Genomic DNA, 25,796 nt, shown 5'->3' on the forward strand with positions numbered 1-25,796 from the left:
GCTCAGAACCCCTGCGCGAGGCGGTGGAAGACCTGGTTGACGCGCAGATCCTGCGCGAAGGAGCGCACGGTGGTCGACTCGTCGATGACAGCGAGCTCGAGCCCGGAGATCTCCGCGAGGTCCTGCCAGGTCTCGAGGTCGGTCGCCGTGGTCATCACCGTGTGGTGGGCGGCGCCGGCGGTCAGCCAGCACTCTGCCGAGGTCCCGAGGCTCGGCGCGGGCTCCCACACCGCGCAGGCCACGGGCAGGTGCGGCAGGGGCGCGTCGGGCGCGACGATCTCCACCGTGTTGGCGACCAGGCGGAACCGCTCGCGCATGTCGCTCATGGCGATCACGAGACCGGGGCCGGCGTCGGCCGTGAACGTCAGCCGCACCGGGTCCTCGCGGTCGCCGATCCCCAGGGGGTGGATCTCGAGACGGGGCCGCGCCGTGGTCAGCGACGGGGAGACCTCGAGCATGTGGGCGCCGAGGATCTTCTGCTCGCCGGGCGTGAGCTCGTAGGTGTAGTCCTCCATGAGCGAGGCGCCGCCGTCGCGGCCGTATCCCATGACGTTCGCGACGCGCACCAGGATCGCGGTCTTCCAGTCGCCCTCGGCGCCGAAGCCGTAGCCGTCTGCCATGAGGCGCTGCACCGGCAGGCCGGGCAGCTGGCGCAGCCCGCCGAGGTCCTCGAAGTTGGTGGTGAAGGCGCCGAAGCCGCCCTCCTCGAGGAAGGAGCGCAGGCCCAGCTCGAGCCGCGCGCCGTAGCGCAGGGACTCGCGGCGCTCGCCACCCTCCTGCAGCTCGGGCACGACGTCGTACTCGGCGTCGTAGACCGCGACGAGCTCGTCGATCGCGGAGTCCTCGATGCCGTCGACGACCTCGACGAGGTCGTTCACGCCCCACGTGTTCACCGAGACGCCCAGGCGCAGCTCGGCCTCGGTCTTGTCGCCCTCGGTGACGGCGACGTCGCGCATGTTGTCGCCGAAGCGCGCGAGGCGCAGCGAGTGCAGCTCCGCCCAGCCCGTCGCCGCGCGCGCCCAGCGGCCGATGCGCTGCTGGACGTCGGCATGCGAGGCATGGCCGACGACCGTCTTGCGCTCGACGCCGAGCCGCGAGGCGATGTACCCGAACTCGCGGTCGCCGTGGGCGGCCTGGTTGAGGTTCATGAAGTCCATGTCGATGCTCGACCAGGGCAGCTTCTCGTTGGCCTGCGTGTGCAGGTGCAGCAGCGGGGTCGTCAGGGCGTCCAGCCCCAGGATCCACATCTTCGCCGGGGAGAAGGTGTGCATCCAGGCGATGACGCCCACGCAGGCAGGGTCGGAGTTCGCCGCGAGAGCGGTCTCGCGGATCGCGTCGCGGCTGGTGAGCACGGGCTTCCAGACGATCTTCACGGGCACGTCGCTCGCGGCATCGAGAGTCCGGGCGATGGTGCGCGACTGCTCGGCGACCTGATCGAGGGTCTCCTGGCCGTACAGGCCCTGACTGCCGGTGAGGAACCAGATCTCACGTGCTGCGAACGGGTTGTCCACGGATTCTCCTGTCGTCGGGATGTGCTCGAGCGCCCCGGCGTCACGGCGGCGTTCTCCGGAGAACCAAGTGTGAACGTTGACATCGCGGGAGTCAATCACTCCTCGACCAGCGGCGCGGCCGGGTCGCGGACCGGGGCGGCGACGGCTCCGGGTCGCGGGCGATGGGGCCGGGGATGAGCGCACAGCACAGGAGGCCGACCCATCCGGGTCGGCCTCCTGCGACTGTGCGGTGTCCCGTATCCTCGCGCAGGGCAGACGCCCGTGGCGAGGAGACTCAGGAGACGGTCACTCCGAGGTGGTGGGCGCAGAGCCCGAGCCCTTGCCTCCCCCGGGAGCGCCCTTCTCGGCCCTGCCGCGACCTGAGAACGCGCCGCGCGTGCGGCTGAGGCGATAGTCGATGCGATCATCGACGTAGCTCTCGAACCTCTCGTTCTCCGGGAGCGTCGAGGTGAACTCGGAGGAGATGTGCCGGGTGACGCGCTCCAGGCGCTCCATCTGCTCGTGCTGGCGCAGCACCGCGTGGTCCAGGCCCAGGGCCTTCACGAGGGCGACGCACATCAGCAGCAGGATGATGCAGAACGGCAGCGCTGTGACCAGGGACCCCGCCTGCAGGGACTCGAGACCGCCGGAGAGCAGCAGCGCGATCGCCAGGAAGCCCTCGAGGACTGCCCAGACCACGCGGGACCAGATCGGCGGATTCGGGTGGCCGCCCGAGGCCAGCATGTCGACCACGAGCGATCCGGAGTCCGACGAGGTGATGAAGAAGATCGCCACCAGGATGATACCCAGCACGGACAGCAGCCCCGTGGCGGGGAATCCGTCGAAGATGCGGAACATCGACTCCTCCGCGGTGATGTCGCCGAGGTCGCCGGCGCCGAACCACTGGCGGAAGAGGCCGTTGCCGCCCCAGACGGAGAACCAGATCATGCCCACCAGCGAGGGCACGAGCAGGACGCCGGCGATGAACTGGCGCACGGTGCGGCCGCGGGAGATGCGGGCGATGAACACGCCCACGAACGGCGACCAGGCGATCCACCAGCCCCAGTAGAACAGGGTGTTGCCGGCGAACCAGGTCTGCGCCTCCTCCGAGCGCTGATAGGCGCCCACGTCGAGCGTCATGCTGAAGAAGTTCGCCAGGTAGATGCCGAGCGACTCCACGAAGTTCTGGAAGATGAAGACGGTGGGCCCGAACAGCAGCGCTGCGATCATCAGCAGGCCCGCCAGCGAGAGGTTCGCGTTCGAGAGCCACTTGATGCCCACGCCGACGCCGCTGACCACCGAGAGGGTGGCCAGGAACGTGATGCACACGATGAGCACGATCATGAACCAGTTCGTCGCCTGGCCGACCAGGCCGATGGCGATCAGGCCGGCGGTGATCTGCTGGACGCCCAGGCCCAGCGAGGTGGCGATGCCGAACACGGTGCCGACGATGGCGAGGACGTCGATGACGTCGCCGATCCATCCCTTGACGCGCTCGCCGAAGATCGGCTCGAGCGCCCAGCGGATGGAGACCGGGCGGCCCCGGCGGTGGATCGCGTAGGCGATCGCCAGCCCGATCACGGCGTAGGCCGCCCACGGGTGCAGGCCCCAGTGGATGAAGGTCTGGGCCATAGCGAGCCCTGAGAGTTCCGCCCCGTCGCCGGTCCAGCCGGGCTTGACGTTATTCGTCGTGAAGCCGAGCGGCTCAGCGACGCCGTAGAACACCAGGCCGATTCCCATGCCGGCCGCGAAGAGCATCGCGAACCAGGAGATCAGCCCGAACTCGGGACGGTCGTCGTCACGGCCCAGTCGGATCGCGCCGTACGGGGACAGTGCGAGAACGATCGCGAAGACCACGAAGACGCCGATCGAGACCATGTAGAACCAGCCGAGGTTCGCCACGACCCAGCCCTGTGCGCCCTGGAAGACGGTGCTCGAGGCACCGGGGAAGAACACGGTGAACAGCGCGGCGCCGAGGATGATCACGAGCGCGGGGATGAAGACCGCCGGGGCGACGGTCCCCCGTCCGATGCGCGCGCCCTGGCGGCGCAGCTTCTGGGTGATCTCGTCGTCGTTGTCCTCGTCGGCGATCTGCAGGGACCGGGGGAGGTGGACGGTGGTGGGGAGCTCCTCGGGCCACGCGACCGGGGTCGAGGAGTGGGGCGGGCTCGCACCCTGGGGGGTCTCCCCCTCGGGCGGAGCGGTGCTGCCTGGGGAACTCATGCGCGGATCCTTCCGTTAGGGGACGAGACTGCCGGCCGCGCGGGAGCGGAGTCGGTGTGGGCCGAGCCCCGAGGAGGAGGCGGGTCGCGGCAGGGAGGGCGTGCCCGCATCACCGGGCGCCCTCGCGCCGCGCCTGTCGCCGCGCACCGGCGAGGGGTGGTTCAACGGGCATTCGCCACCGATGCTTTCACAATCGAGCGGACACGTCGCGGCTCATGCGGGGTGAGACATATGACGTCAGCCTGTGGGGACGTCCGCGCCTCGGGCTGCGCAGCGGGGAATCGGCCGCGGGCTCCGGGGCGGACGGGGATCACGCGCGGGGGCCGTCGCCCTGTCCGTAGACGTTCTGATACCGCTCGAACAGGGAGTCGACGAGGTGCTCCGGGATCTCCAGCGGCTCGCCGAGCTGCCGGGAGACGTGCACGGTGCGCGCGACCTCCTCGCACATGACGGCGGCCTTCACCGCGTCGCGCGCGTCGTGCCCGATGGTGAACGGGCCGTGGTTCCGCATGAGCACGGCGCGCGAGCGCGAGTCGCGCAGGGTCTCCACGATGCCCTGTCCGATCGAGTCGTCGCCGATCACGGCGAGCGGCCCCACGGGGATCGGGCCGCCGAACTCGTCGGCCATCATCGTGAGCACGCAGGGGATCTCCTCGCCGCGCGCCGCCCATGCCGTCGCGTACGTGGAGTGGGTGTGCACGACCCCGCCCACGTGGTCCAGGTGACGGTAGACGTAGGCGTGGGCCGCCGTGTCCGAGGAGGGGCGCAGGGCATCGGGGGTGCCGTCCTGGATCTTCTGCCCGTCCAGCGTGCACACGACCATCGTCTCGGGGGAGAGGTCGTCGTAGGAGACCCCCGAGGGCTTGATGACGAACAGCTCCGGGATGTCGTCGTGGCCGGCCGACGGGGTGGGGGCATCCGGCGCGGCAGGTCCGGCCGACGGGGTGGGGGCATCCGACGCGGCAGGTCCGGCCGGCGCGCTGGGGCCCTCCGGCGGGCGGGGCACGCGTTCGGACACGTTCCCGGCGGTCCAGACGACGAGGCCGTTGCGCGGGAGCTCGGCGTGCAGTGCGGCGACACGCTCGCGGGTCCCCGCGACCGCCGCTTGGACGGTCTCGGGGAGCTCGGTGAGGACGACGGTCATGGGTCTCCTTCGAAGTGCGGCCCCATCATCATGGCAACGTTCACATTACGGTTCTGGCGACAGCGCGTGCAAGACCGGCGTCGGAGTGTGCGCTCGCCGAATCGCTGGTCTTGGGCGGGTCTGCGGACCTTTCCGTTCGCTGAAAGGTCCGCAGACCGGCCCGAAACGGGAGCGTCGAGGCTGTCACGCGGCTCGGCGCCAGGCCGTGTACGGCGCCCCGCCGTCAGTCGATGGACTCGCCGGCCAGGCGCTCCGCGGGGAGTGCGGCACGGTAGGAGCGCAGCCACCGGGCGTACCCGGCCGCGCCCTCTTCGGTCGGCTCGAGCGTCGTGACCTGCTGGGAGGCGAAGACCTCATCGGCCAGGAAGCGGCGCAGCGCGTCGGCGGTGGCCGCCTGCTCCCCTCCGGTCCGTCCGCCGTCCTGACCGTCCTGACCGTCCTGAACGTCCTCGGCGCCGTCGCGGGCCAGCTGCGCCGTGTGCGCGGCGAGCAGCGCCATGCCCCAGGCGCCGCCCTCCCCGGCGGACTCGCCGAGGGCGACGGGGGTGCGCAGGGCATCGGCGAGGACCTGCTGGGCCACGCCCTTCGTGCGGAAGATGCCGCCGTGGGCGTACATGACGTCGAGCCCCACCTTCTCCTCCTCGAGGAGCACCTCCATGCCCACGGCCAGCGCGCCGAAGGCGCCGTGCAGCTGGGCGCGCATGAGGTTCTCGAGCGTGAAGCTCGCCTGCTGGGTGCGCACGAGCAGCGGCCGGCCGGAGTCGACGCCCGTCTGGTGCTCGCCCGAGAGGTAGTTGAAGGACAGCACACCGCCCGCGTCGGCGTCGCCCGCGGCACCGGCCTCGAAGAGACGCGCGTAGAGCTCCTCGGTGTCGACGTCCTGCCCGAGCAGCTGCGCGAACTGCGCGAACACCCCGAGCCACTGGTCGAGATCGCCCGTGCAGTTGTTCGTGTGGATCATCGCGACCGGGTCGCCCGAGGGGGTCGTGACCATGTCGATCTCCTCGCGGGGGGTCGCGAGGGGGCGCTCGAGCACGACCATCGCGAAGGCGCTGGTCCCGGCGCTCACATTGCCCGTGCGCGGGGCGATCGCCTGGGTCGCGACCATGCCCGTGCCGGCGTCGCCCTCCGGCGGTGCGGTGAGGGCGCCGGCCTCGAGGGCACCCGACGGGTCGAGCAGCCGCGCGCCCTCCTCGGTGAGCGTCCCGGCGTCCTGCCCGGCCACGAGCACCTCCGGGAGCAGATCGGCGAGGTCCCACGGGACGCCCGCGACCGCATCGAGGGCGGCGAAGCGCTCGAGGAGATCGCGGTCGTAGTCCGGCGCGCCGCCCGCGGAGGAGATCGGGAACATGCCGCTGGCATCGCCCACGCCCAGCACGGAGCGTCCGGTGAGGCGGCGGTGGACGAGGCCGGAGAGCGTGGTGATCGCGGCGATCCTCCCCACATGCTCCTCGCTGCCGAGCACGGCGTGCAGGAGATGGGAGACGGACCAGCGCAGGGGGATGTTCTGGCCGAAGGTCTCCGAGAGCAGGGACGCTGCGTCGGACGTATAGGTGTTGCGCCAGGTGCGGAACGGGGCGAGCAGCTCGCCGTCCGCGTCCAGGGCGATGTAGCCGTGCATCATCGCGGAGATGCCCAGGGACGCGAGGCGGGCGAGCGGCACGTCGAAGCGCGTGCGCACGGCGTCGGCGAGGTCCGCGAAGCACGCGGCCAGGCCCTCCCAGACCTCGTCCATCGGGTACGTCCAGCTGTCGTCGGCCAGGGTGTTCTCCCAGGCGAACGAGCCGGTCGCGAGCACGGCCCCGGCATCGTCGATGAGGGCCGCCTTGATCCGGGTCGAGCCCAGCTCGATCCCCAGGTGCGCGCGCCCCCGGGAGATGAGGTCGGCGGCATCGGGGCGGGGGGCGGTCACATCGTCGTGAGTCATGGCCCTATTCGATCAGGCGCACCCGGGGTCGGCAACGTGCGGATCGGGCGCGGCGCGGGATTCCGGCCGCCCGGGAGCATCGGCGCGAGCGGCCGAGGGCGCGGAGGTGCGTCTCAGCGAGGTCGGATGCTCGACTCGCGGACGACGAGCTCCGGGGCGAGCGCGGCGGGGGAGTGCGACGGGCCGCTGCTGCCGTCGGCCGCGTCGGACCCCTCCGACTCGTCGGCACCGTGCCCGAGCCGCGCGAGCAGCCGGTGCATCGCCGCCCGACCGAGCTGCGCGAAGGGCTGGGCGACGGAGGTGAGAGAGGGCGTGGAGTAGGTGGCGCCCTCGATGTCGTCGAAGCCGACGAGGGCGACGTCGCGGGGCACCTCGATGCCGCGCTCGCGCAGGGCGCGCAGGATCCCGATCGCCATCAGGTCGTTCGCGGCGAAGATCGCGTCCGGGAGTGCTCGCGCGGCGAGCTCCGTGCCGATCCGATGGCCCGAGCGCGCCGACCAGTCGCCGGGTTCCGTGCACTCGCCGTCGGCCCCGATCCGCGCGAGCGCCTCCTCCGTGCCGCGGCGGCGGGCGCGCGCGTCGAACCAGTCGACGGGGCCCGGCACGTGCACGATCCGACGCATGCCCTGCTCGGTCAGGTGCGCGATGACCGCGCGGGCGCCGCTCGCCTGGTCCACGCCGACGACCTCCACGCCCGTCGCGTCCAAGGGCCCGGAGGACACCGAGAGCACGGGGGTGGTGCGGGCCGCGGCCTCGGCCACGGGCGTCATCCCGTCGTGCCCGGCGACCACGATGATCCCGTCGACCCCGGACCCGACGAGGTCCGAGGCGACCTGCTCGTGCGGCTCACCAGGGGCGACGGTCGCGAGAAGGGTCGAGTAGCCGGCCTCGCGCGCGGCCCGTTCGATCGCTGCGGTGGTCTCCGCGGGGCCGAACAGCGAGGAGCCGTCCGACAGCACGCCGACGAGCGCCGAGCGGGTGGTCTTCAGCGCCCGGGCCGCGCGGTTGCGCGCGTACCCGAGCTCGTCGATCGCCTCGAGCACGCGGTCGCGGGTCTCCGGGCGCACGATCGCGGGCTCGTTCAGCACTCGGGAGACCGTCTGGTAGGAGACCCCGGCGCGCGCCGCCACATCGAGCATCGAGGGTCGGCGCGAGGTCGTCGGCATGGGAGCTCCGTGGATGTCGGCGGGGGAGGAGGTGCGTGCGGCATGCGTGGGGGAGTGCGCGGGGCCTTTCGAAGGATACGGCGGCACGGCTGCGGGCACCCCCGTCGCGCACGCCGATGTGAACGTTGCGATTCCGTGACCTCGTGGGGCGCGCAAAGAGTTGCGCCCGGAGAGGATGTGAACGTTATCATCCATGGTGCTCCACGCCACAGAGCGTGGATCCGATGCCGCCGGCACCGCTGCCGGCCCATCCGCCCGCCGCCCCATCTCGTCGCCCGCGCAGCGCGCGCGAGCCCCGGACGCGGACACCGTTTCGAAGAGGAGACACCATGACCAGCAGCCATCCCGTGCCCAGCAGGCGCACGTTCCTCGCCGGCGCCGGCTCCCTCGGCGCCATCGCCGCCCTCGCGGCCTGCTCCGGCGGCGGCGCCGGATCCTCGGGCCCCGACACCGAGGCCGACCCCAAGGACCAGACCATCGGCGTGGCCATGCCCACCCAGACCTACGAGCGCTGGGTCCAGGACGGCGCGAACATCAAGAAGTCCCTCGAGAAGGAGGGCTACAAGGTCACCCTCCAGTACGCCGACGACGACATCCCCACCCAGTCCCAGCAGATCGACCAGATGGTCACCCAGGGCGTCGCCGCATTGATCATCGCCTCGATCGACGGCTCGGCCCTGACCAGCCAGCTCGACGCCGCGAAGGCCGCCGGGATCCCCGTCATCTCCTACGACCGCCTGCTCACCAACAGCGAGAACGTCGACTTCTACGTCACCTTCGACAACTACAAGGTGGGCGTCACCCAGGCGAACTCCCTGCTCTTCGGGCTGGGCCTGCTCGACGAGAAGTTCAAGAAGGCCTCCGACGCCCCGAAGGGCCCGCTGAACATCGAGCTGTTCGCCGGCTCGCTCGACGACAACAACGCCCACCTGTTCTGGAAGGGCGCGATCGACACCCTGCAGCCGTACATGGACGACGGCGTGCTCGAAGTGCCCTCCAAGCAGACCGACATCGACCAGTGCGCCATCCAGCGCTGGGAGCAGGAGACCGCGCAGAAGCGCATGGAGAACCTGCTGACCACGCACTACAAGGGCGACAAGAAGCTCGACGGCGTCCTCGCCCCGGCCGACCCGCTCTCGCGCGGCATCATCAACGCCCTGCAGAACGCCGGCCGCGGCGACACCATCGATGACGGCCTGCCGATCATCACCGGCCAGGACGCCGAGATCGCCTCGATCAAGCTCATCGCCGACGGCGTGCAGTTCTCGACGATCTTCAAGGACACCCGCAAGCTCGCCGACCAGGCCGTGGTCGCCGCGAAGGCGTACCTCGAGGGCGAGGAGCCGGAGGCGAACGACACCAAGACGTACGACAACGGCTCGAAGGTCGTCCCCTCCTACCTGCTGCCGGTCGAGATGGTGCTCGAGTCCAACTACGAGAAGATCCTCGTCGACTCCGGCTACTACACGGAGGAGCAGGTCGAGAAGGGCCAGGCCTGAGCGTGCTCGGGACGAATCGGCGTCGGCCGCGGGACCGGCGGATGCTCGCCGCGGCCGACGCCCCCACCCGTGCCCGCGGCGCATGCACCTGTGCCCCAGCCCGAAGGAGGGCCCGATGAACGACAGCATCCTCGAGATGCGCTCCATCACCAAGCGCTTCCCCGGCGTCACCGCCCTGAAGGACGTCTCCCTGAGCGTCCGCGAGGGCGAGATCCACGGGATCTGCGGGGAGAACGGGGCCGGGAAGTCCACGCTCATGAAGGTGCTCTCGGGTGTCGAGCCCGCCGGCACCTACGACGGCGAGATCCATTTCCGCGGCCGCCCCATGAGCTTCCACTCGGTCAACGACTCCGAGGCCGAGGGGATCGTGATCATCCACCAGGAGCTCGCCCTGGTGCCTCACCTGACCATCGCCGAGAACATCTTCCTGGGCAACGAGCGCTCCCGCGGGGGCGTCATCAGCTGGGGCGAGACGAACGCCGAGGCGCTGCGCCTGCTGCGCCGGGTGGGGCTCGACGAGAACCCGGTGACGCCCGTCGGCCACCTCGGGGTCGGCAAGCAGCAGCTCGTCGAGATCGCCAAGGCGCTCTCGAAGAACGTGAGCCTGCTGATCCTCGACGAGCCCACCGCCGCCCTGAACGACGACGACTCCGAGCACCTGCTCGGCCTCATCCGCGGCCTGCGCGACGAGCAGGGCGTCACCTCGATCATCATCTCCCACAAGCTCGGGGAGATCGCCGAGATCGCCGACACCACCACCGTCATCCGCGACGGCTCGACCATCGAGACCATCGACATGCACGGCGGGGGAGCGGGCGGCGGCACGTCGGCCGACGGAGCCCCCGTCGGCCCGACGGGACGCGCCCTCATCCCCCGGATCATCAAGGGGATGGTCGGGCGCGACATGGACAGCATGTTCCCCGAGCGCAGCGTCGAGATCGGCGAGGAGGTGCTGCGCATCGAGGACTGGCACGTCACCCATCCGACCCAGCCCGACCGCACCCTCGTGGACGGCGTCTCGATCACCGCGCGCGCAGGTGAGGTCGTCGGCATCGCCGGCCTCATGGGCGCCGGCCGCACCGAGCTCGCGATGAGCGTGTTCGGCCGCTCCTATGGGCGTGAGATCAGCGGGAGGGTGTTCATGCACGGGCGCCCCGCGAACGTGCGCGGCGTGGCCGACGCGATCGGCAGCGGCATCGCGTACGTCAGCGAGGACCGCAAGCGCTACGGGCTGAACCTCATCCAGGACGTGCGGCGCAACATCAGCGCCGCGGCACTGGACAAGGTCTCCCGCACCGGCTGGATCGACGGCAACCAGGAGATCTCCGTCGCCGAGCGCTACCGGAAGTCGCTGAACATCAAGACACCGACGGTCCTCTCGCGCGTCGGCCAGCTCTCCGGCGGCAACCAGCAGAAGGTCGCGCTGAGCAAATGGCTGTTCACCGAGCCCGACGTGCTGATCCTCGACGAGCCCACCCGCGGCGTCGACGTCGGCGCGAAGTACGAGATCTACACGCTGATCAACGAGCTCGCCGAGCAGGGGAAGGCGATCGTCGTGATCTCCTCCGAGCTGCCCGAGGTGATGGGGCTCGCCGATCGCATCTACACACTGTCCGCCGGCCGCATCACCGGTGAGGTGAGCGCCGCGGACGCCACGCAGGAGCACCTGATGGAGCTCATGACCATGGAGAGGGAGTGAGGGACCACCGATGGCCGGAACCTCCGATATCAAGGACCTGCTCACCAGGAACGTCCGCCAGAGCGGCATCTACATCGCGTTCGTGTTCATCGTGCTGCTGTTCACGGTGCTCACCCGCGGCGCGCTGCTGAGCCCGGGCAACCTCACGAACCTGATCCTGCAGTACTCCTACATCCTGATCCTCGCGATCGGGATGGTGCTCATCATCGTCGCCGGGCACATCGACCTCTCGGTCGGCTCGGTCGTCGCGTTCACCGGCTCGGTCGCCGCCGTGGTCGTCATCCAGCACGGGCTGCCGTGGTGGCTGGGGATCCTCGCGGCCCTGGGCGTCGGCATCCTGGTGGGGCTGTGGCAGGGCTTCTGGGTCGCGATCGTGGGCATCCCCGCCTTCATCGTGACCCTCGCCGGCATGCTCATCTTCCGCGGCATGACCATGCAGACCCTGGGCAACGTGTCGCTCTCGCCGTTCCCCGAGGCGTACCAGAAGATCGCCGGCGGATTCCTCAACGGCCTCTTCGGCGGGCCCGGGTACGACGTGTTCACCCTGGTCGTCGCGGCCGCCGTGGTGATCGTTTTCGCGCTCCAGCAGTGGCGGGCGCGCCTCGCGAAGCTGCGCTACGACCAGAGCGTCGAGGCGCTGTGGATCTTCGCGGTCAAGGTCGCCGTCGTCGCCGTCATCGTGATGGCCTTCGCCTGGCAGATCGCCAATGCCCGCGGCCTCCCCGTGGTGCTGATCCTGCTCGCCGCGCTGATCCTCATCTACTCCTTCGTCAGCCAGCAGACCGTCTTCGGTCGGCACGTCTACGCCATGGGCGGGAACCTGCAGGCCGCGAGGCTCTCCGGCGTGAAGACGCGCCTGGTGAACATGATGCTGTTCGTGAACATGGGCCTGCTCTCCGCGATCGCCGGCATCGTCTACTCGGCCCGCTCGAACTCGGCGCAGCCGGGCGCGGGCAACATGTTCGAGCTCGACGCGATCGCTGCGGCGTTCATCGGCGGCGCCGCCGTCAGCGGTGGTGTGGGCAAGGTGCAGGGCGCCATCATCGGCGGCCTGATCATGGCGGTCATGTCCAACGGCATGCAGATCATGGGCATCGGCCAGTCCACCCAGTCGATCGTGCGCGGCGTGGTGCTGATCCTCGCCGTCGCCTTCGACGTCTACAACAAGAAGCGCGCCGGCGCCGAGGGGTGAGCGGGCGGGCCGGCGGCCCGCCAGGCCCGGCGGCCCGGCTCGTCGGCCGCCCGCGGAGCGCGAGAGGTGCGAAACCGCTGCCAAGAGTGCTTTTGGCAGCAGTTTCGCACCTCTCGTTGCCTGGCGGGCGCGCGTCGGCGCGCCAGCGCGCCCGCGCTCCGGCGCGGCGGCGCGATGCGCAGGGCGGAGAGCAGGGCAGGGAACAGGTCAGAGATAGGAGGATGGTGAGCCACCGGAGCGCTCCGGTGGCTCACCATCCTCCTATCTTCGTGCTCGTCGGCCGGAGGCCGCGTTCGTCCGTCGCCCGCTACCCCTTCAGGCCGGTCCCCGCCACGCCTTCGACGATCTGGCGCTGGAAGACCAGGTAGAGCAGCACCAGGGGCAGGGCGGCGAGGATCGCGCCGGCCTGGATGTCCGCGTAGCGCTGGCCGAAGCTGCCCTGCACCGTCGCGAGGCCCACGGGGATGGTCATCAGGTTCGGGTTGGTGAGCACGAACAGCGGCAGCAGCAGGTTGTTCCACACGCCCACGAAGGTGAGGATCGCGACCGCGGCGATCACGGGGCGCGAGAGCGGCATGATCACCGACCAGAAGATCTTCCAGAGCCCGGCGCCGTCGATGCGCGCGGCCTCCTCGAGCTCGCGGGGGATGCCGTCGAAGAACTGCTTGAAGATGAACACCGAGATCACCGCGGGCACCTGCGGGAAGATCACCGCCCAGTAGGTGTTCAGCAGGTTCGCGGCACCCAGCATCTCGAAGATCGGCACGATGAGCACCTGGCTGGGGATCATGATGCCCAGCAGGATCATCAGCATCACCGTGGACCGGCCCCGGAAGCGCAGCCGCGAGAGCGCGAACGCGGCCATGGCGGAGAAGAGCACCGTCAGCGCCGTCGTGATGATCCCGGTGATCGCGCTGGCGATGTACCAGTTCCAGATGTCACCGGCCCGGAACAGCGTCGCGTAGGAGTGCAGCGTCGGGTACCAGTTCGAGAGGATCTCTCCCGCACCGAGCGCGGCCGTCCCGTTCTCGGACAGCGAGGTCTTCAGCGCGAACAAGCTCGGCGCCAGCCACATCAGGGCGAAGAGCGTGAGGATGACCCAGGTGACGATCGTGAAGGTGCGGCCGCTGATGCCCGCACCGGCGCCCGTCGGCCGGGCCGGGGGAGCGGCGGCGCTGATCCCGTTGCGGGCGCGGGGCGAGCGGCGGGGGCTCGTGGTCGTGGCGCTCATGGCTCAGGCCTCCTGATCGCGACGGGCCGCCGCGCGCTCGACGAGCTCGCGGATCACGGCGATGACGATGATGATGACGAACAGCAGCACCGAGGCGGCCGACGCGGCGCCGATCCTGTTGTCGGTGAAGGCCGTGCCGGTGACGAGCCCTAGGGTGACCTGCGTGGAGATGCCCGGTCCGCCGCCTGTCATCAGATAGACCTGGTCGAAGACCTTCAGGCTCGCGATGATCTGCAGCAGGATCACCAGCGTGGTGGTGCGGCGCAGCAGCGGGAGCGTGACGTGGCGGATCTGCTGCCACGTCGTCGCCCCGTCCACCGCGGCGGCCTCGTACAGCTCGCGCGGGATGTCCTGGAGACCCGCCATGTACAGGATGAAGTTGAAGCCGATCGTCCACCACACGGTCGCGATCGCCACGCCGATCATGGCCGTGCGCGGGCTCGCGAGGATCCCGGCGCCCGGGTCGATCCCCAGCAGGGACTGGATGCTCGCGAAGAGCCCGGTCTCCGGCGTGAAGATGAACATCCAGACCATGGAGATCGTCGCCGACGGGAGGATGAACGGCAGGAAGAACGCCAGACGGAAGAACCACTGGCCCCGTCGGAGACGGTTGGTGAGGACCGCGAAGACGAACGCCAGGATCACCAGCGGCGGCACGGTGTACAGCGTGAATTGCAGGGTGTGCCACAGCGAGGACCAGAAGTCGGCGCGGGAGAACATCTCGATGTAGTTGTCCAGGCCGGCGAAGTCGCCGAGGCCCTTGTGCACGAGCGAGGTGTTGAAGAAGCTCGCGACGAACATCCAGATCGTCGGCCCCAGCAGGAACGCCAGGTAGAACAGACCGAATGGGGCGAGGAAGAGCCAGGCGCCCCCGGAGCGGCGGTCGGAGGCGTTGCCCGAGGAGCGTCGAGCGCGAGCGGGCGCCGAGCCCGTCGTGGCGGACGCGCCCGAGGCCGTGCGGCCGGGGCTGTCGATAGAAGCTGTGCTCATCAGTGGTGATCCCTTCGGCTCACAGGGGGCTGGGGGTGTCGAGGTAGACCTGGAGCTGGCCCCGGATGGCGTCGAGCCCCTGCTTCGGGGTGATGGCCCCCAGCTGGATCTGCGCGAGCTGCGCGCCGACGGTCTCCTCGAACGTCGAACCCGAGCCGCCGTACCAGGCGGGATCGTCGTAGACGGCGTACTCGGCGGCCGGGGCGTAGTCCGACTGGGGAGTGAGCTTCTTGTACTCGCCGCTCTCGAAGGTCGGCATATAGGCCGGGACGTGGCCGCCCTGCGCCCACGTCATCGACTCCTCGAGCATGGTCTTGATGAAGGTCATGGCCTGCTTGCGCTGCTCCGGGCTGCGGTCCTTCCGGGGGAGCACGAAGCAGTGCGAGTCGGCGTGGGCGGCCTTGCGGTCGAAGAGCCGGGGGATCGGCGCCATGCCGAACTTCAGCCCCTCGACGTCCTGGGCGGTGCTGATCTCCCACTCGCCCTGCAGGTAGATGCCGACCTTCCCCGTGTACATCGAGGTCTGGGATCCCGGGTAGTCGATCCCGCGCGTGAGCCATCCCTTGTCGACCCACCTCTGGATCCGCGAGGTGATGTCCTCGAAGATCCCCTCGTCCACGGTGATCGAGGCGCCGCCATCCGAGAGGAACGGCGTCGCGTCCTCGTACTGGTTGTAGAGGGACCAGAACAGGCGCCAGGGCGTCGCCGTCTCGCTCACGTTCGCGACGGCCAGGGCCGCTCCGCCGGTGACACCGCTGATCTCCTGGAGGGCCGACTCGAACGTGTCGACCCCGGTGAGCTCGGTGATGGTGCCGTCCTTCTCGAGGAGGTCCGCCTGCTCCAGGACGTCCTGGTTGAAGAACATGACGAAGGGGTGCGTGTCCAGGGGGATCGCGATCGCCCTGCCGTCCGTGACCTGGGCCTTCCAGGCCTTCTGGTTGAAGTCCTCGGCGGTCAGGCCGACGCTCGCCAGGTCCTCGGTGGTGACCGGCTCCAGGATCCCGCCGTCGAACAGCGGCTTGGCCCGGGTCAGGTGGGCGGCGGCGACGTCGGGCGGCTGGTTGCCCTCGGTCGCGAGCGTGACCTTCGAGTAGTAGGGGTTCCCCCAGGAGAACGTCGTGGCCTGGAGCGATGACGGGCCGCCGTGCGCCTTCTCGTAGACCTTCTCCATGTCCTGCATGCGACCACCGTCGCCGCCCGCGAACAGGTTCCAGTACACGAGCGTGGAGGGGTCGAGCTGGCTGCCGAAGAATCCCGAGGCGACCGGCGAGGAGCAGGCGGCCAGCGGCGCGGTGAGTGCGAGCGCCCCGCCGGCACCGAGGAGCGCTCGGCGGCTCACGGGCGTCGCGCGCATCCGGGACCCACCGGTGGGGTGCTTCGGAGATGTGCGTGGGCGCATGGGCATCACTCCGTCGTGGTACGGGATCGCGTCATGAACGTGATCCAGGGCATCTTTGCAACGTTGAGAATACACGCGCGCCTATGGGGTGCAACACGTGGCGGCGGAGCGCCGGCGAGGAGTGGGAGAGCGGCGGGGGTTAGCGGCCGTGCGCCCCTCAACCCGCCGGCGTGCTCCCGCGGACCATCAGCTCATGCGGCGCGGTGATCGTGCGCGGAGCGCCCTCGTAGCCGTTGATCCGCTCGATCAGCATGTCCAGGGCGGCCTTGACCAGGAACTCCTTGTCGGGCCGGATGGTCGTGAGCGGCGGATGGGCGAAGAGGGCCTCGGGGCTGTCGTCGTAGCCGACCACGGCCACGTCGTCCGGGACCGTGCGGCCGCGGTCCCGCAGGCCCGCGAGCGCGCCGAGGGCGATCTCGTCGCTGCCGCACACGAGCCCGTCGAGCTCCGGGTGCTCGTCGAGCAGGTGGTGCACGGCGTCGCGCCCGTCGGCCCGATGCCAGTCGGAGACCTCCTCGATCGGCGCCCGGGAGGGGTCGAGGTCGTGGCGCCACAGCGCCTGGCGGAAGCCCTCGATGCGCAGGCCGGAGGAGCTGTGCGGAGCGGGATCGGTGGTCTCCATGGCGCCGACGAACGCGAGGCGCCGCCGTCCGCGCTCGAGCAGGTGGGCGGTGGCGTCGGCCGTCGCGCGCGTGTTGTCGATGCGCACGTAGTCGGATCCGGGCGGCAGGTGCGCATCGGAGAGATGCTCGCCGATGAACACGGTGGGCTGGTCCACGTGCTCCATCTGCGCGAGGTAGTCCTCGCCCACCTGCATGGGGTTGAAGATGACGCCGTCCCCGAGGCGCCGCCGGAAGCCGCGCAGCACCTCGATCTCCTCGTCGCGGCCCGAGGAGGTGGTGTGCAGGACGACGGTGCGGCCCCTGCCCTGCGCCTCGTCGATGAAGGTCTGCGCGAGGTTCGAGAAGTAGCTGAAGTTCAGCGAGGGGACCGCGAGGGTGACGATGCCGCTCGCGCCGGTGCGCAGCTGCTGGGCGGCGAGCTGCGGGCGGTAGCCGGTCGCGGCGATCGCCTCCTGCACCCGGGTGCGGGTGCTCTCGCGCACGTGCGGGTAGTCGTGGACGACGTTGGACACCGTCTTGATCGAGACGTCCGCGATCTCGGCGACGTCCCGCAGCGTGGGCGGTCGGCGCCGCGCGCGGCGGGTGGACGGTGGCATGCGGCTGATTGTGCCACCGCGGGCAGGCACGAGATGCCGGTTGCCCGAGGTGGTCGCGGGGTCGCCGCGGGGGGCGCCACCCGGTCGGCGGCGGCCGGGGAGATCTTCTTGACGGCCGACGGGGCCCGTGGTGAGATCGTCTGCAACGTTGTAGACGATGAAAGGCCCGCCGCGATGTCCCGCACCGTCACCCTCTCCCTGCACCCCGCCTTCCGGGTCGCGCCCGTGCGTCCCCGCACCTTCGGGGCCTTCGTCGAGCACCTCGGCCGCTGCGTCTACGGCGGCATCTTCGAGCCCGGCCACCCCGCGGCCGATGCGGACGGCTTCCGCACCGACGTCCTCGAGCTCACCCGCGAGCTCGGCGTCACCAGCGTCCGCTACCCGGGCGGCAACTTCGTCTCCGGCTACCGCTGGGAGGACGGCGTCGGCCCCGTCGAGCAGCGGCCCGCGCGCCACGACCTCGCCTGGCACTCGACCGACCCGAACACCGTCGGCCTCGACGAGTTCATGGCGTGGGCGGAGCGCGCCGGCGTCGAGCCGATGTACGCGGTGAACCTGGGGACCCGCGGCGTCGCCGAGGCGCTCGACGTGCTGCAGTACGCGAACGCGCCGCAGGGCATCGCGCTGTCCGACGCGCGCGCGGCCAACGGCCACCCCGAGCCCTACGGGATCCGCATGTGGTGCCTGGGCAACGAGATGGACGGCCCCTGGCAGACCGGCCACAAGACCGCCGAGGNCCCCTGGCAGACCGGCCACAAGACCGCCGAGGAGTACGCGCGCACCGCCGCCGAGACCGCGCGCGCCATGCGCCAGGAGGACCCGGGCCTCGAGCTCGTCGTCTGCGGATCCTCGAGCTCGCAGATGCCCACCTTCGGCGCCTGGGAGGCGACGGTCCTCGCCGAGACCTACGACCTCGTCGACATGGTCTCCGCCCACGCCTACTACGCGGAGAAGGACGGCGACCAGGCCTCGTTCCTCGCCTCGGCCGACGACATGGACCACTTCATCGACTCCGTCGTCGCCACCGCCGACCACGTCCGGGCCGAGCTCAAGGCCGAGAAGCGCATCATGGTCAGCTTCGACGAGTGGAACGTCTGGTACCAGCACCGCGCCGAGTCCCGCCCGCCGGAGGGCGACGACTGGCCGGTCGCGCCCGTGCTGCTCGAGGACACCTACAGCGCGATGGACGCCGTGGTCGTGGGCAGCCTGCTGATCTCCCTGCTGCGCCACAGCGACCGCGTCGCCTCGGCCTCCCTCGCGCAGCTGGTGAACGTGATCGCGCCGATCATGACCGCCCCCGGCGGGAAGGCGTGGCGCCAGACCACCTTCCATCCCTTCGCCCTCACCGCCCGCCACGCCGCGGGCGAGGTGCTCGACGTGCGCATCGACGCCCCGACCTTCGCCAACGAGCGCTTCGGGCAGTCGCGAGCGGCCGACGCCGTCGCCACCTGGGACGAGGCCTCCGGGGACCTCACGGTCTTCGTCGTGAACCGCGATCCCGTGCGCGAGCTCGACCTCGGCGCGGACCTCGCGGACTTCGGCGGCCTCTCGTTCGTCGAGGCGCTCACCCTCCACCACGAGGACCCCTACGCCGCGAACACGCAGGATGCACCGGACACGGTGACGCCGCAGGCCAACGACTCAATCCGGATCGAGGACGGGCGCCTGGTCGGCACGCTGCCCGCGATCTCGTGGAGCGTCGTGCGGCTGCACCGGGGCTGAGCGAGCGGCTCCTCCAGTCCGCGGCGCTCTCCATCCTCGGCACCTTCAGTCCTCGTCGGCGGACCGGCTGCAGGCGCGGCAGCGGTTCGCGCACTCCGTGTCCTCTGCGGGTCCCGAGCCCTGTGCTCAACCGAGGGGTTGATCACGGCCGCCGACGGGTCTACCGTCGTCCTCAACCCACCGGTTGACGAAGGACGTGATGGACGACGATGAACTGACGAGGGCCTTCGCCGCCCTTGCCGACCCCACCCGGCGCGACCTGGTCTCCCGGCTCGCCCTCGGCGACGCCGCCGTCGGCGACCTCGCCGCCCCCTACGACATGTCCCTGCAGGCCGTCAGCAAGCACATCGCGGTCCTCGAGAGGGCGGGCCTGGTGACCCGCAGCCGCGACGCGCAGCGCCGCCCCGTCCGCCTCGACGCCGAGGCCCTGGGCGAGCTGACCGGATGGATCGAGCGGCACCGGTGCGCGGCCGAAGCGCGCATGTCCCGCCTCGAGGACGTCCTTGCCGATCCCGGGACCGCCCCGCCCGCCACCCCGACGCATGCACCCTCCGAGGAGGACCAGCCATGAGCACCGACGCACCCCTGACCACCGCGCGCATCAGCGCCGACCCCGACCTGCCCGTCGTGCACATCGAGCGCGACTTCCACGCATCGCCCCAGCAGGTGCTGCGCGCCCACACCGACCCCGAGCTCTTCGCCCGCTGGATCGGCCCGCACGACCTCACCACCCGCATCACCCGCTGGGACGCCACCACCGGCGGCGCCTGGGCCTACACGGCCTTCCGCACCGACGACCCCGAGGGCGAGTCGTACTCCTTCCACGGCAGCTTCCACGACGTGCTCCCCGACCGCATCGTCCAGACGTTCACCTACGACGCCTGGCCCGAGGCCGTGAACCTGGAGACCGTCCGCGTCGAGGACCTCGGCGACGGCCTCACCCGCCTGCACGGGCGCTCCCTGTACGACTCCTTCGCCTCCCGCGAGCAGATGCTCGCGAGCGACATGGAGACGGGCGTGCAGCAGGGGTACGAGGCGCTCGACGCGCTCCTGGCCGAGCGAGGCGAGCAGCGATGACCGCGTCCCTGCCCCAGCTCCCGCCCGCCGAGAAGTACCGCGCCATCGCCGACCGCTTCGCCGCGACCGTGCGCGGCACGGCCGACTGGGATGCACCCACGCCGGTCGTCGAATGGCGGGCGCGCGACGTCGTCGACCATCTGGTGACCTGGCTGCCCGCCGTCATCGAGGACGGCTCCGACGTGCGCTTCGCGCGGGGCCTGTCGACCGACGAGGACCCCGTCGGCGCGTGGCATGCCCTGGACCGGCAGATCCGCGAGATCCTCTCCGACCCGGAGACCTCCTCGCGCCCTCACGCGAATCGCCACACGGGGCAGGACCGCCCGGTCGGCGCCGTGATCGACGAGATCTTCACCGGCGACGTCTTCTTCCACACCTGGGACCTCGCGCGCTCGAGCGGCCAGGACGACCGCCTCGATCCCGACATGGTCCACGCGGCGCTCACCGGCATGAGCGCCATGGAGGAGTACCTGCGGCCGACGGGCCAGTTCGGCGAGCAGCAGCCCGTCCCGGAGGGCGCGAGCGAGCAGGAGCGGCTCTTCGCCTTCCTCGGCCGCGATCCGCGCTGGGCGCCGCCGGCGGGCTCAGGACAGGGCCGGCTCGGCCTCGGGAGCTGACTGCGGGGCGGGGGTGGGCGACGAGGGGCGGCGCGAGATGCACAGTGTGACGCCGGCGGCTGCGAGCCCCGCGACCGCGCCGAGCGCGAAACACAGGCGGAAGGCGTCCAGCGTGGGGATCGCCGCGCTGCCGAGCGGCATGGTGACCGAGGTGAGCACGATCGCCATCACCGCCCCGGCGCTCGTGGTGCCCATCGAGCGCATGAGCGAGTTCAGCCCGACCCCCGCCCCGGCCTCCGCCTCGGGGGCGTTCTCCATGATCAGCGTGGGCATGGCCGCGTAGGCGATGCCCACGCCGGCGGAGGACACGCAGGAGGCGAGCATGAGCTGCCAGGGCGCACCGGTGAGGAAGAACGCGAGCACGTAGCCGGAGGCGAGCACGATCATGCCGATCGCGAGCGTGATGCGCCCGCCCAGGCGGTCCAGCATGCGGCTCGAGATCGGGGTGAAGGCGAGCATCATCAGGCCCGCCGGGGCCATCCAGAGTCCCGCCTGCAGCATCGTCTGGTGCAGGCCGTAGCCGGTCGCGTCCGGCGCCTGGAGCAGCTGGGGCATCACGATGGACTGAGCCATCATCCCGAATCCGGCGAGCACCGCCGCGATGTTCGTGAGCAGGATCGGCCGACGGGCGGTGGTGCGCAGGTCCACCAGCGGGCTGGGGCGGCGCAGCTCGAAGCGGCCCCAGAGGAGCAGGACCAGCAGCCCGCCGAGGATGGTGCCGAGGGTCGCCGGGCTCGTCCATCCCCAGCTGCTGCCCTTGGACACGCCCACCAGCACTCCGACGACGCCGACCGCCATGCCGAGCGCGCCGAGCACGTCGAGGCGACCGGAGGCCGCGGCGGGCCGATGGGGGAGGGCGGCTGCGGTGGCGATCACCATGATGGCGGCGAGGCCGCTGGCCACCCAGAAGAGGGCGTGCCAGTCGTAGGACTGGGCGATCCATGCCGAGATCGGAAGCCCCAGGGCGCCCCCGACGCCGAGCGTCGCGCTGATGCCGGCCACGGCCGCGTTGCGCAGATGGGCGGGCATCACCTCGCGGACGAAGCTGATGGCGACGGGGATGTACCCCATCGCGAGGCCCTGCAGCACGCGCCCCGCGAGGACGGGGGCGAGCGAGTCGCCGAGGGCGCAGACCAGTGAGCCGATCAGCAGGAGGGCGGCGGAGGCCAGGAGCACGGGCTTGCGGCCCTTGAGATCGGCGAGCCGCCCCGAGACGGGCATGGCGACGCCCCCGGCCAGCAGCGTCGCGGTGACGACCCACGCCGCGTTGGGGGCCGAGGTGTCCAGCATGGTGGGCAGCTCGGGCTGGATGGGGATCACGAGCGACTGCATCAGCGAGGCGCTGAGGCTCGAGAAGCCCGCCACAGCGAGGATCAGCGCCGGGCGCCGGGTGGCGGCGCGGCGCGGGGCGACGTCGGGTGTCGGTGTCATCAGGGCCTTCCGGAGTGGTGCACGGAGCGATGTGTAAGTTACACAAGGTGTGCTATGTAGACTACACACCACGCGACGGGAAGCCCATCCCAGGTGACGAGAGGAACGAGATGACCGCGCACGAGGGCGACGACCCGACGATGGACGTCGAGGGCGGCAGGCGCCTGGCCGGCCAGTACGCGAGGCTCGAGCGCTTCCGTCGCACCCATCAGCAGAACATGCGCCTGGGGACCGCGGACCTGCGGATCCTCTGGCTGTTCACGGACGGGTCGCCGCGCACGCTCAAGGAGATCGCTCGCGAGCTCGGTCTCGAGCAGTCGACGGTCAACCGCCAGGTGAACGCGGCTGTGGCCGACGGGCTCCTCGAGAAGTCGCGCCCCGCGGCGGGGTCCGCCTTCCATGTCGTGAGCACGCAGGCCGGCAGGGACGCCTTCGAGAACGACGTCGCCATCTCGCTCCAGGGGTACGAGGCCGCCCTGCGCACGCTGGGGGAGGCCGACTCCTCGCAGCTGCTGGAGCTCCTGGAGCGGTTCGTCGACGCCTACGGATCTCTCGCCCCTGGGGACGAATCCTCCTGACCTGCGCCGGCCCAGCGTCCGGTGACCTGCGCCGGCCCAGCGCCCGGAGTCCCAGCTGGTGGACATCGCCTGCGAATTCCCCACGTGGGAAGAGAACCCGCCTAGGCTCGGGGAATGTTCTCGAACCTCTCCGCCGGCGCGCTCGGCCTGGACCTCGACCTGCCCACCGCCGTCGACCTCGCCGCGAAGCACGGCTTCGGCGGCGTCGACCCCGATCTCGGGCACTTCCGCTCGCTGGGCAGCACCGCCGCTGTCCGCGAGTTCGCCGACTCCGTGCGCGAGCGCGGGCTGGAATGGGGCATGACGGGGCTGCCCGTCCCGCTCGACGCCCCGGCCGGGGAGTTCCGCCAGGCGCTCGTCGACCTCCCGCAGAGCCTCGAGCTGCTGACCGCCGCGGGCGTCACCCGCGTGGGCACCTGGATGCGGCCGATGCACGACGAGCTCGACCACCGCCGCAACTGGCGCCTGCACGCCGGGCGCCTCGCCCTGGTCGCGGACCTGCTGGCCGACGCTGGCCTGCGCATCGGCCTCGAGTACATCGGCCCGAAGACGTTCTGGTCCACCGAGCGCTTCCCCTTCATCCACTCGCTGCGCGAGGCCCGCGAGCTGATCGCCGATTCGGGCGCGGACAACGTGGGGCTCATCCTCGACAGCTACCACTGGTACACCGCCGGCGAGGACGTCTCGGACCTCGAGGGCCTCACCGACGCCGACATCGTCTCGGTCGACATCAACGACGCCCGCGACGACCGCGAGCGCGACGAGCAGCAGGACCTCGATCGCCGTCTGCCCTTCGCGACCGGAGTCATCGACGTTCCCGGCTTCATGGGCGCCGTGCGCGCGGCCGACTACTCGGGCCCCGTGAAGATCGAGCCGTTCATGAAGGAGCTCGCCGAGCGCCCCGTCGACGAGGTGCTCGAGCAGATCTCGGGACTCCTGGACCGCGCGATCGCGGGGGAGTGAGCCCCGCGACCGGTCCGGCGCGCGCGACGCGACGCGGCGCGCCCGACCCGACCGCGCCTGACCCGACCGCGCCCGACGCGGCGCGCCCGACCCGAAGATATGAGGCGGGCGATCCAGAAGGGGCTTCTCCTGGATCGCCGGCCTCCTATCGTGTGGGGCCGTGGCTCGTGTGGGGCCGTGGCACTTCGTGAGGGCCGCGAGGCCTCGGAGCCGCTTGCGCTGATCGGGTCACGCGTCGGCGCGGAGCCCCGTGCCGTATTCCTGTTCAGGGCCGGCGACCGCGACCGCGAGGGTCGTGTCGGACTGCCCGTAGTAGGCGAACCAGCGGTCGTGGAACTTCACGAGCCCCTCGACGAAGGTGACGTTGGAGACCAGGCCGTGGGTGTCCTCGTAGGTCTGCGGGCGCAGCCACGGGTCCTGGAGACGGGCCAGCACCTTGGTGGGCTGGGCCGGGTCGATGACGATCTGCCCGCAGCGGTAGTCGACCCCGGTGGATCCGTCCTCGCGCACGATGCGGGTGGCGCCGTTGGTGAGCATGAGCAGCAGTCCGGAGTCGGTGAGGACGGGAGAGGTGCCGATCTCCACGAGTGCCTCGTCGAAGCTCCCCGGGGTCGGGGAGTACATCGGCTCGCTGTCGGGAGTGCCGGGCGTCCAGTGGATGAGGTCCTCGCTCGTGGCCCAGTAGATCGCTCCTTCGCCGAAGTACATCCACCACTGCCCGTCGATCTGCTGGGGGACGATCACGCCGGCCTTCGACCAGTTCCGCTTGCCGTTGTCGCTCACCGCGGCGAAGGTGTTGAAGTCCTCGAACAGTGGTCCGTGCTTGGTCCAGGTGCGCAGGTCCGGTGAGGTCGCCAGGCACAGCTGGGCGGTCTCACGGTCCCAGCCCGTGTAGGTCAGGTAGTAGGTGCCCTCGATGCAGGCGATGCGGGGGTCCTCGCAGCCGTACCGCTCGTAGTCGTGCTCGGGGGACAGGATCGGGGCGTCCTCGCGCTCGAAGTGGTAGCCGTCGTCGCTGAAGGCGATGCCGATGTGGGAGACGATGTCTTCGGCGTGGGCGCGGTAGAGGAGGACGACCTGGTCGTCGACGACGAGCGCTGCGGGGTTGTAGAGGTTCGCCGATTCCCAGGAGTCGCCCTTGGGGCGCAGGATCGGGTTGTGCTCGTAGGGGGTGAACGGCCCCAGGGGGAAGCGTGCATCGCCGAAGAGGCTGACGGTGGTCATGGAGTTCCTTCGCGGTTCGGGGGTGGGGTGCGGGGTGCGGTTCGACTCCGTCGGACCTCACGGAGGACGGGGCGGATCGGGCGGTCCCGCTGCCGGGTCGCATGTGCGCATCGAGCGGTGAGGAGATCACCCCTTGATGCCGGCTCCGATGTCGGAGGCCGTGAAGTAGCGCTGGAACAGGCAGAACAGGATCACCACGGGGAAGGCGAGCGTGCAGGCGCCGGCGAGGATCGCGCCGTTGGGGTTCGCGACCGTCCCGGCGACGTTGTTGATGTAGTTGGCGAGCGCCACGGCGAGCGGCTGCATCGAGGACTCCTTGGTGATGAGGAAGGGCCAGAGGAACTCGTTCCATGGGCCGATGAAGGTGATCAGCACGACCGTCGCGATGGCGGGGCGGACCATGGGGATCGCGATGGACCACAGCACGCGCAGCTCGCTGGCGCCGTCGATGCGAGCGGCCTCGAAGATCGACTCCGGCAGGCTCCGGAAGAACTGGCGGAAGATGAACACCGCCGTCGTGTTGATGAGCGAGGGCAGGATCATCCCTGCGTAGGTGTCGCCGAGCCCGTAGTTCCCGGCGATCTGGACGTACAGGGGGATCATCAGCAGCTGGAAGGGGATCATCTGGACGCCCAGCATGACCACGAACAGTGCGCCGCGGCCCCGCCATCGCAGTCTGGCGAGGGCGTACCCGGCGGCGAGTCCGAACACGAGGGTTCCCGCGAGGACGCCGGCGGTGAAGACGAGTGAGTTCACGAGCGCCCGCAGCAGGCCGAGCCGCTCGTTGATCGTCGTGAAGTTCTCGAGCGTCCATCCGCCCCTGGGAGCCAGTGCCGACAGGCTCGTCGTCGGGTCCTCCTGGAACGCACCGATCGCCATGAAGTAGAAGGGGAAGATGAAGACCAGCGCGATGATGGCGAGGACCGCGTACACAGGCCCTCGCGACCTGCGCTTGCGGCCTGCACGATCCGGGGCGGACACGGGGGTCGACCGATCGACGGACAT

At 70.6% G+C, this 25,796-nt stretch carries 21 protein-coding genes and 1 pseudogene; 10 read left to right on the forward strand and 12 right to left on the reverse strand.

The window, feature by feature from the left end:
- Positions 1–2: 2 nt before the first annotated feature.
- From araA to FHG10_RS14735, 5 genes are all read right to left on the reverse strand, one after another.
- Positions 3–1,511: an L-arabinose isomerase gene (gene araA / locus FHG10_RS14715; protein WP_152354112.1), complete on the reverse strand. Its 1,509-nt coding sequence runs from the start codon at positions 1,509–1,511 to the stop codon at positions 3–5.
- 285 nt (positions 1,512–1,796) lie between these two features.
- Complete coding sequence (locus FHG10_RS14720; protein WP_152354113.1) at positions 1,797–3,713, reverse strand: BCCT family transporter; 1,917 nt, start codon at positions 3,711–3,713, stop codon at positions 1,797–1,799.
- A gap of 310 nt (positions 3,714–4,023) precedes the next feature.
- Positions 4,024–4,857 carry an L-ribulose-5-phosphate 4-epimerase gene (locus FHG10_RS14725; protein WP_152354114.1) on the reverse strand — a complete coding sequence of 278 codons (834 nt, stop codon included), beginning with the start codon at positions 4,855–4,857 and terminating at the stop codon, positions 4,024–4,026.
- 223 nt (positions 4,858–5,080) lie between these two features.
- A complete protein-coding gene (locus FHG10_RS14730) occupies positions 5,081–6,784 on the reverse strand; it encodes a xylulokinase (protein ID WP_152354115.1) in 1,704 nt (567 codons plus the stop codon).
- 113 nt (positions 6,785–6,897) lie between these two features.
- Complete coding sequence (locus FHG10_RS14735) at positions 6,898–7,950, reverse strand: LacI family DNA-binding transcriptional regulator (protein WP_152354116.1); 1,053 nt, start codon at positions 7,948–7,950, stop codon at positions 6,898–6,900.
- Between the two features lie 329 nt (positions 7,951–8,279).
- Between FHG10_RS14735 and chvE the strand changes: the two genes are divergently transcribed.
- The 4 genes and pseudogenes from chvE to mmsB all read left to right on the forward strand — a co-directional run bounded on the left by chvE (position 8,280) and on the right by mmsB (position 12,340).
- The gene (gene chvE, locus FHG10_RS14740; RefSeq protein ID WP_152354117.1) at positions 8,280–9,449 is read left to right on the forward strand and encodes a multiple monosaccharide ABC transporter substrate-binding protein; all 1,170 of its coding nucleotides are present in this window, start codon (positions 8,280–8,282) and stop codon (positions 9,447–9,449) included.
- Between the two features lie 187 nt (positions 9,450–9,636).
- A pseudogene (locus FHG10_RS18500) lies at positions 9,637–10,020 on the forward strand (ATP-binding cassette domain-containing protein); the annotation flags it as partial.
- Between the two features lie 27 nt (positions 10,021–10,047).
- Positions 10,048–11,148, forward strand: a complete 1,101-nt coding sequence (locus tag FHG10_RS14745; RefSeq protein ID WP_454614419.1) for an ATP-binding cassette domain-containing protein — start codon at positions 10,048–10,050, stop codon at positions 11,146–11,148.
- Positions 11,149–11,158: 10 nt separating this feature from the next.
- Positions 11,159–12,340, forward strand: coding sequence for a multiple monosaccharide ABC transporter permease (gene mmsB, locus FHG10_RS14750; protein WP_152354119.1), 1,182 nt, complete (start codon positions 11,159–11,161; stop codon positions 12,338–12,340).
- A 307-nt stretch (positions 12,341–12,647) separates the two neighbouring features.
- On the opposite strand, the gene FHG10_RS14755 is transcribed toward mmsB, so the two are convergent.
- From FHG10_RS14755 to FHG10_RS14770, 4 genes are all read right to left on the reverse strand, one after another.
- A complete protein-coding gene (locus FHG10_RS14755; RefSeq protein ID WP_152354120.1) occupies positions 12,648–13,571 on the reverse strand; it encodes a carbohydrate ABC transporter permease in 924 nt (307 codons plus the stop codon).
- 3 nt (positions 13,572–13,574) lie between these two features.
- Positions 13,575–14,561, reverse strand: a complete 987-nt coding sequence (locus FHG10_RS14760; RefSeq protein ID WP_152354121.1) for a carbohydrate ABC transporter permease — start codon at positions 14,559–14,561, stop codon at positions 13,575–13,577.
- 19 nt (positions 14,562–14,580) lie between these two features.
- Complete coding sequence (locus FHG10_RS14765; protein ID WP_227488290.1) at positions 14,581–15,900, reverse strand: extracellular solute-binding protein; 1,320 nt, start codon at positions 15,898–15,900, stop codon at positions 14,581–14,583.
- Positions 15,901–16,117: 217 nt separating this feature from the next.
- Entirely contained in the window at positions 16,118–17,179 is a 1,062-nt protein-coding gene (locus tag FHG10_RS14770) for a LacI family DNA-binding transcriptional regulator (RefSeq protein ID WP_152354123.1), read from the reverse strand.
- A gap of 174 nt (positions 17,180–17,353) precedes the next feature.
- Between FHG10_RS14770 and FHG10_RS14775 the strand changes: the two genes are divergently transcribed.
- The 4 genes from FHG10_RS14775 to FHG10_RS14790 all read left to right on the forward strand — a co-directional run bounded on the left by FHG10_RS14775 (position 17,354) and on the right by FHG10_RS14790 (position 20,595).
- Entirely contained in the window at positions 17,354–18,901 is a 1,548-nt protein-coding gene (locus FHG10_RS14775; RefSeq protein ID WP_152354124.1) for an alpha-N-arabinofuranosidase, read from the forward strand.
- A gap of 199 nt (positions 18,902–19,100) precedes the next feature.
- The gene (locus tag FHG10_RS14780) at positions 19,101–19,472 is read left to right on the forward strand and encodes an ArsR/SmtB family transcription factor (RefSeq protein WP_152354125.1); all 372 of its coding nucleotides are present in this window, start codon (positions 19,101–19,103) and stop codon (positions 19,470–19,472) included.
- On the forward strand, positions 19,469–19,978 hold the full coding sequence (locus FHG10_RS14785) for an SRPBCC domain-containing protein (RefSeq protein ID WP_152354126.1): 510 nt from the start codon (positions 19,469–19,471) through the stop codon (positions 19,976–19,978). The genes FHG10_RS14780 and FHG10_RS14785 overlap by 4 nt, the downstream gene beginning before the upstream one ends.
- Positions 19,975–20,595, forward strand: a complete 621-nt coding sequence (locus FHG10_RS14790; RefSeq protein ID WP_152354127.1) for a TIGR03086 family metal-binding protein — start codon at positions 19,975–19,977, stop codon at positions 20,593–20,595. The genes FHG10_RS14785 and FHG10_RS14790 overlap by 4 nt, the downstream gene beginning before the upstream one ends.
- Here the strand turns inward: FHG10_RS14790 and FHG10_RS14795 are convergent.
- Positions 20,563–22,026: an MFS transporter gene (locus tag FHG10_RS14795; RefSeq protein ID WP_152354128.1), complete on the reverse strand. Its 1,464-nt coding sequence runs from the start codon at positions 22,024–22,026 to the stop codon at positions 20,563–20,565. The two genes, FHG10_RS14790 and FHG10_RS14795, sit on opposite strands and share 33 nt — an antisense overlap.
- A gap of 110 nt (positions 22,027–22,136) precedes the next feature.
- Between FHG10_RS14795 and FHG10_RS14800 the strand changes: the two genes are divergently transcribed.
- Positions 22,137–22,604, forward strand: a complete 468-nt coding sequence (locus FHG10_RS14800; RefSeq protein WP_227488291.1) for a MarR family winged helix-turn-helix transcriptional regulator — start codon at positions 22,137–22,139, stop codon at positions 22,602–22,604.
- 114 nt (positions 22,605–22,718) lie between these two features.
- Positions 22,719–23,567: a sugar phosphate isomerase/epimerase family protein gene (locus FHG10_RS14805; protein ID WP_152354129.1), complete on the forward strand. Its 849-nt coding sequence runs from the start codon at positions 22,719–22,721 to the stop codon at positions 23,565–23,567.
- A gap of 228 nt (positions 23,568–23,795) precedes the next feature.
- Here the strand turns inward: FHG10_RS14805 and FHG10_RS14810 are convergent, their stop codons facing one another.
- Together FHG10_RS14810 and FHG10_RS14815 are read right to left on the reverse strand one after the other, a co-directional pair.
- Positions 23,796–24,791 carry a glycoside hydrolase family 130 protein gene (locus tag FHG10_RS14810; RefSeq protein ID WP_152354130.1) on the reverse strand — a complete coding sequence of 332 codons (996 nt, stop codon included), beginning with the start codon at positions 24,789–24,791 and terminating at the stop codon, positions 23,796–23,798.
- A gap of 126 nt (positions 24,792–24,917) precedes the next feature.
- Entirely contained in the window at positions 24,918–25,796 is an 879-nt protein-coding gene (locus tag FHG10_RS14815) for a carbohydrate ABC transporter permease (RefSeq protein WP_152354131.1), read from the reverse strand.

This window comes from Brachybacterium subflavum (genome assembly GCF_009299795.1).
GTDB classification, from domain to species: domain Bacteria; phylum Actinomycetota; class Actinomycetes; order Actinomycetales; family Dermabacteraceae; genus Brachybacterium; species Brachybacterium subflavum.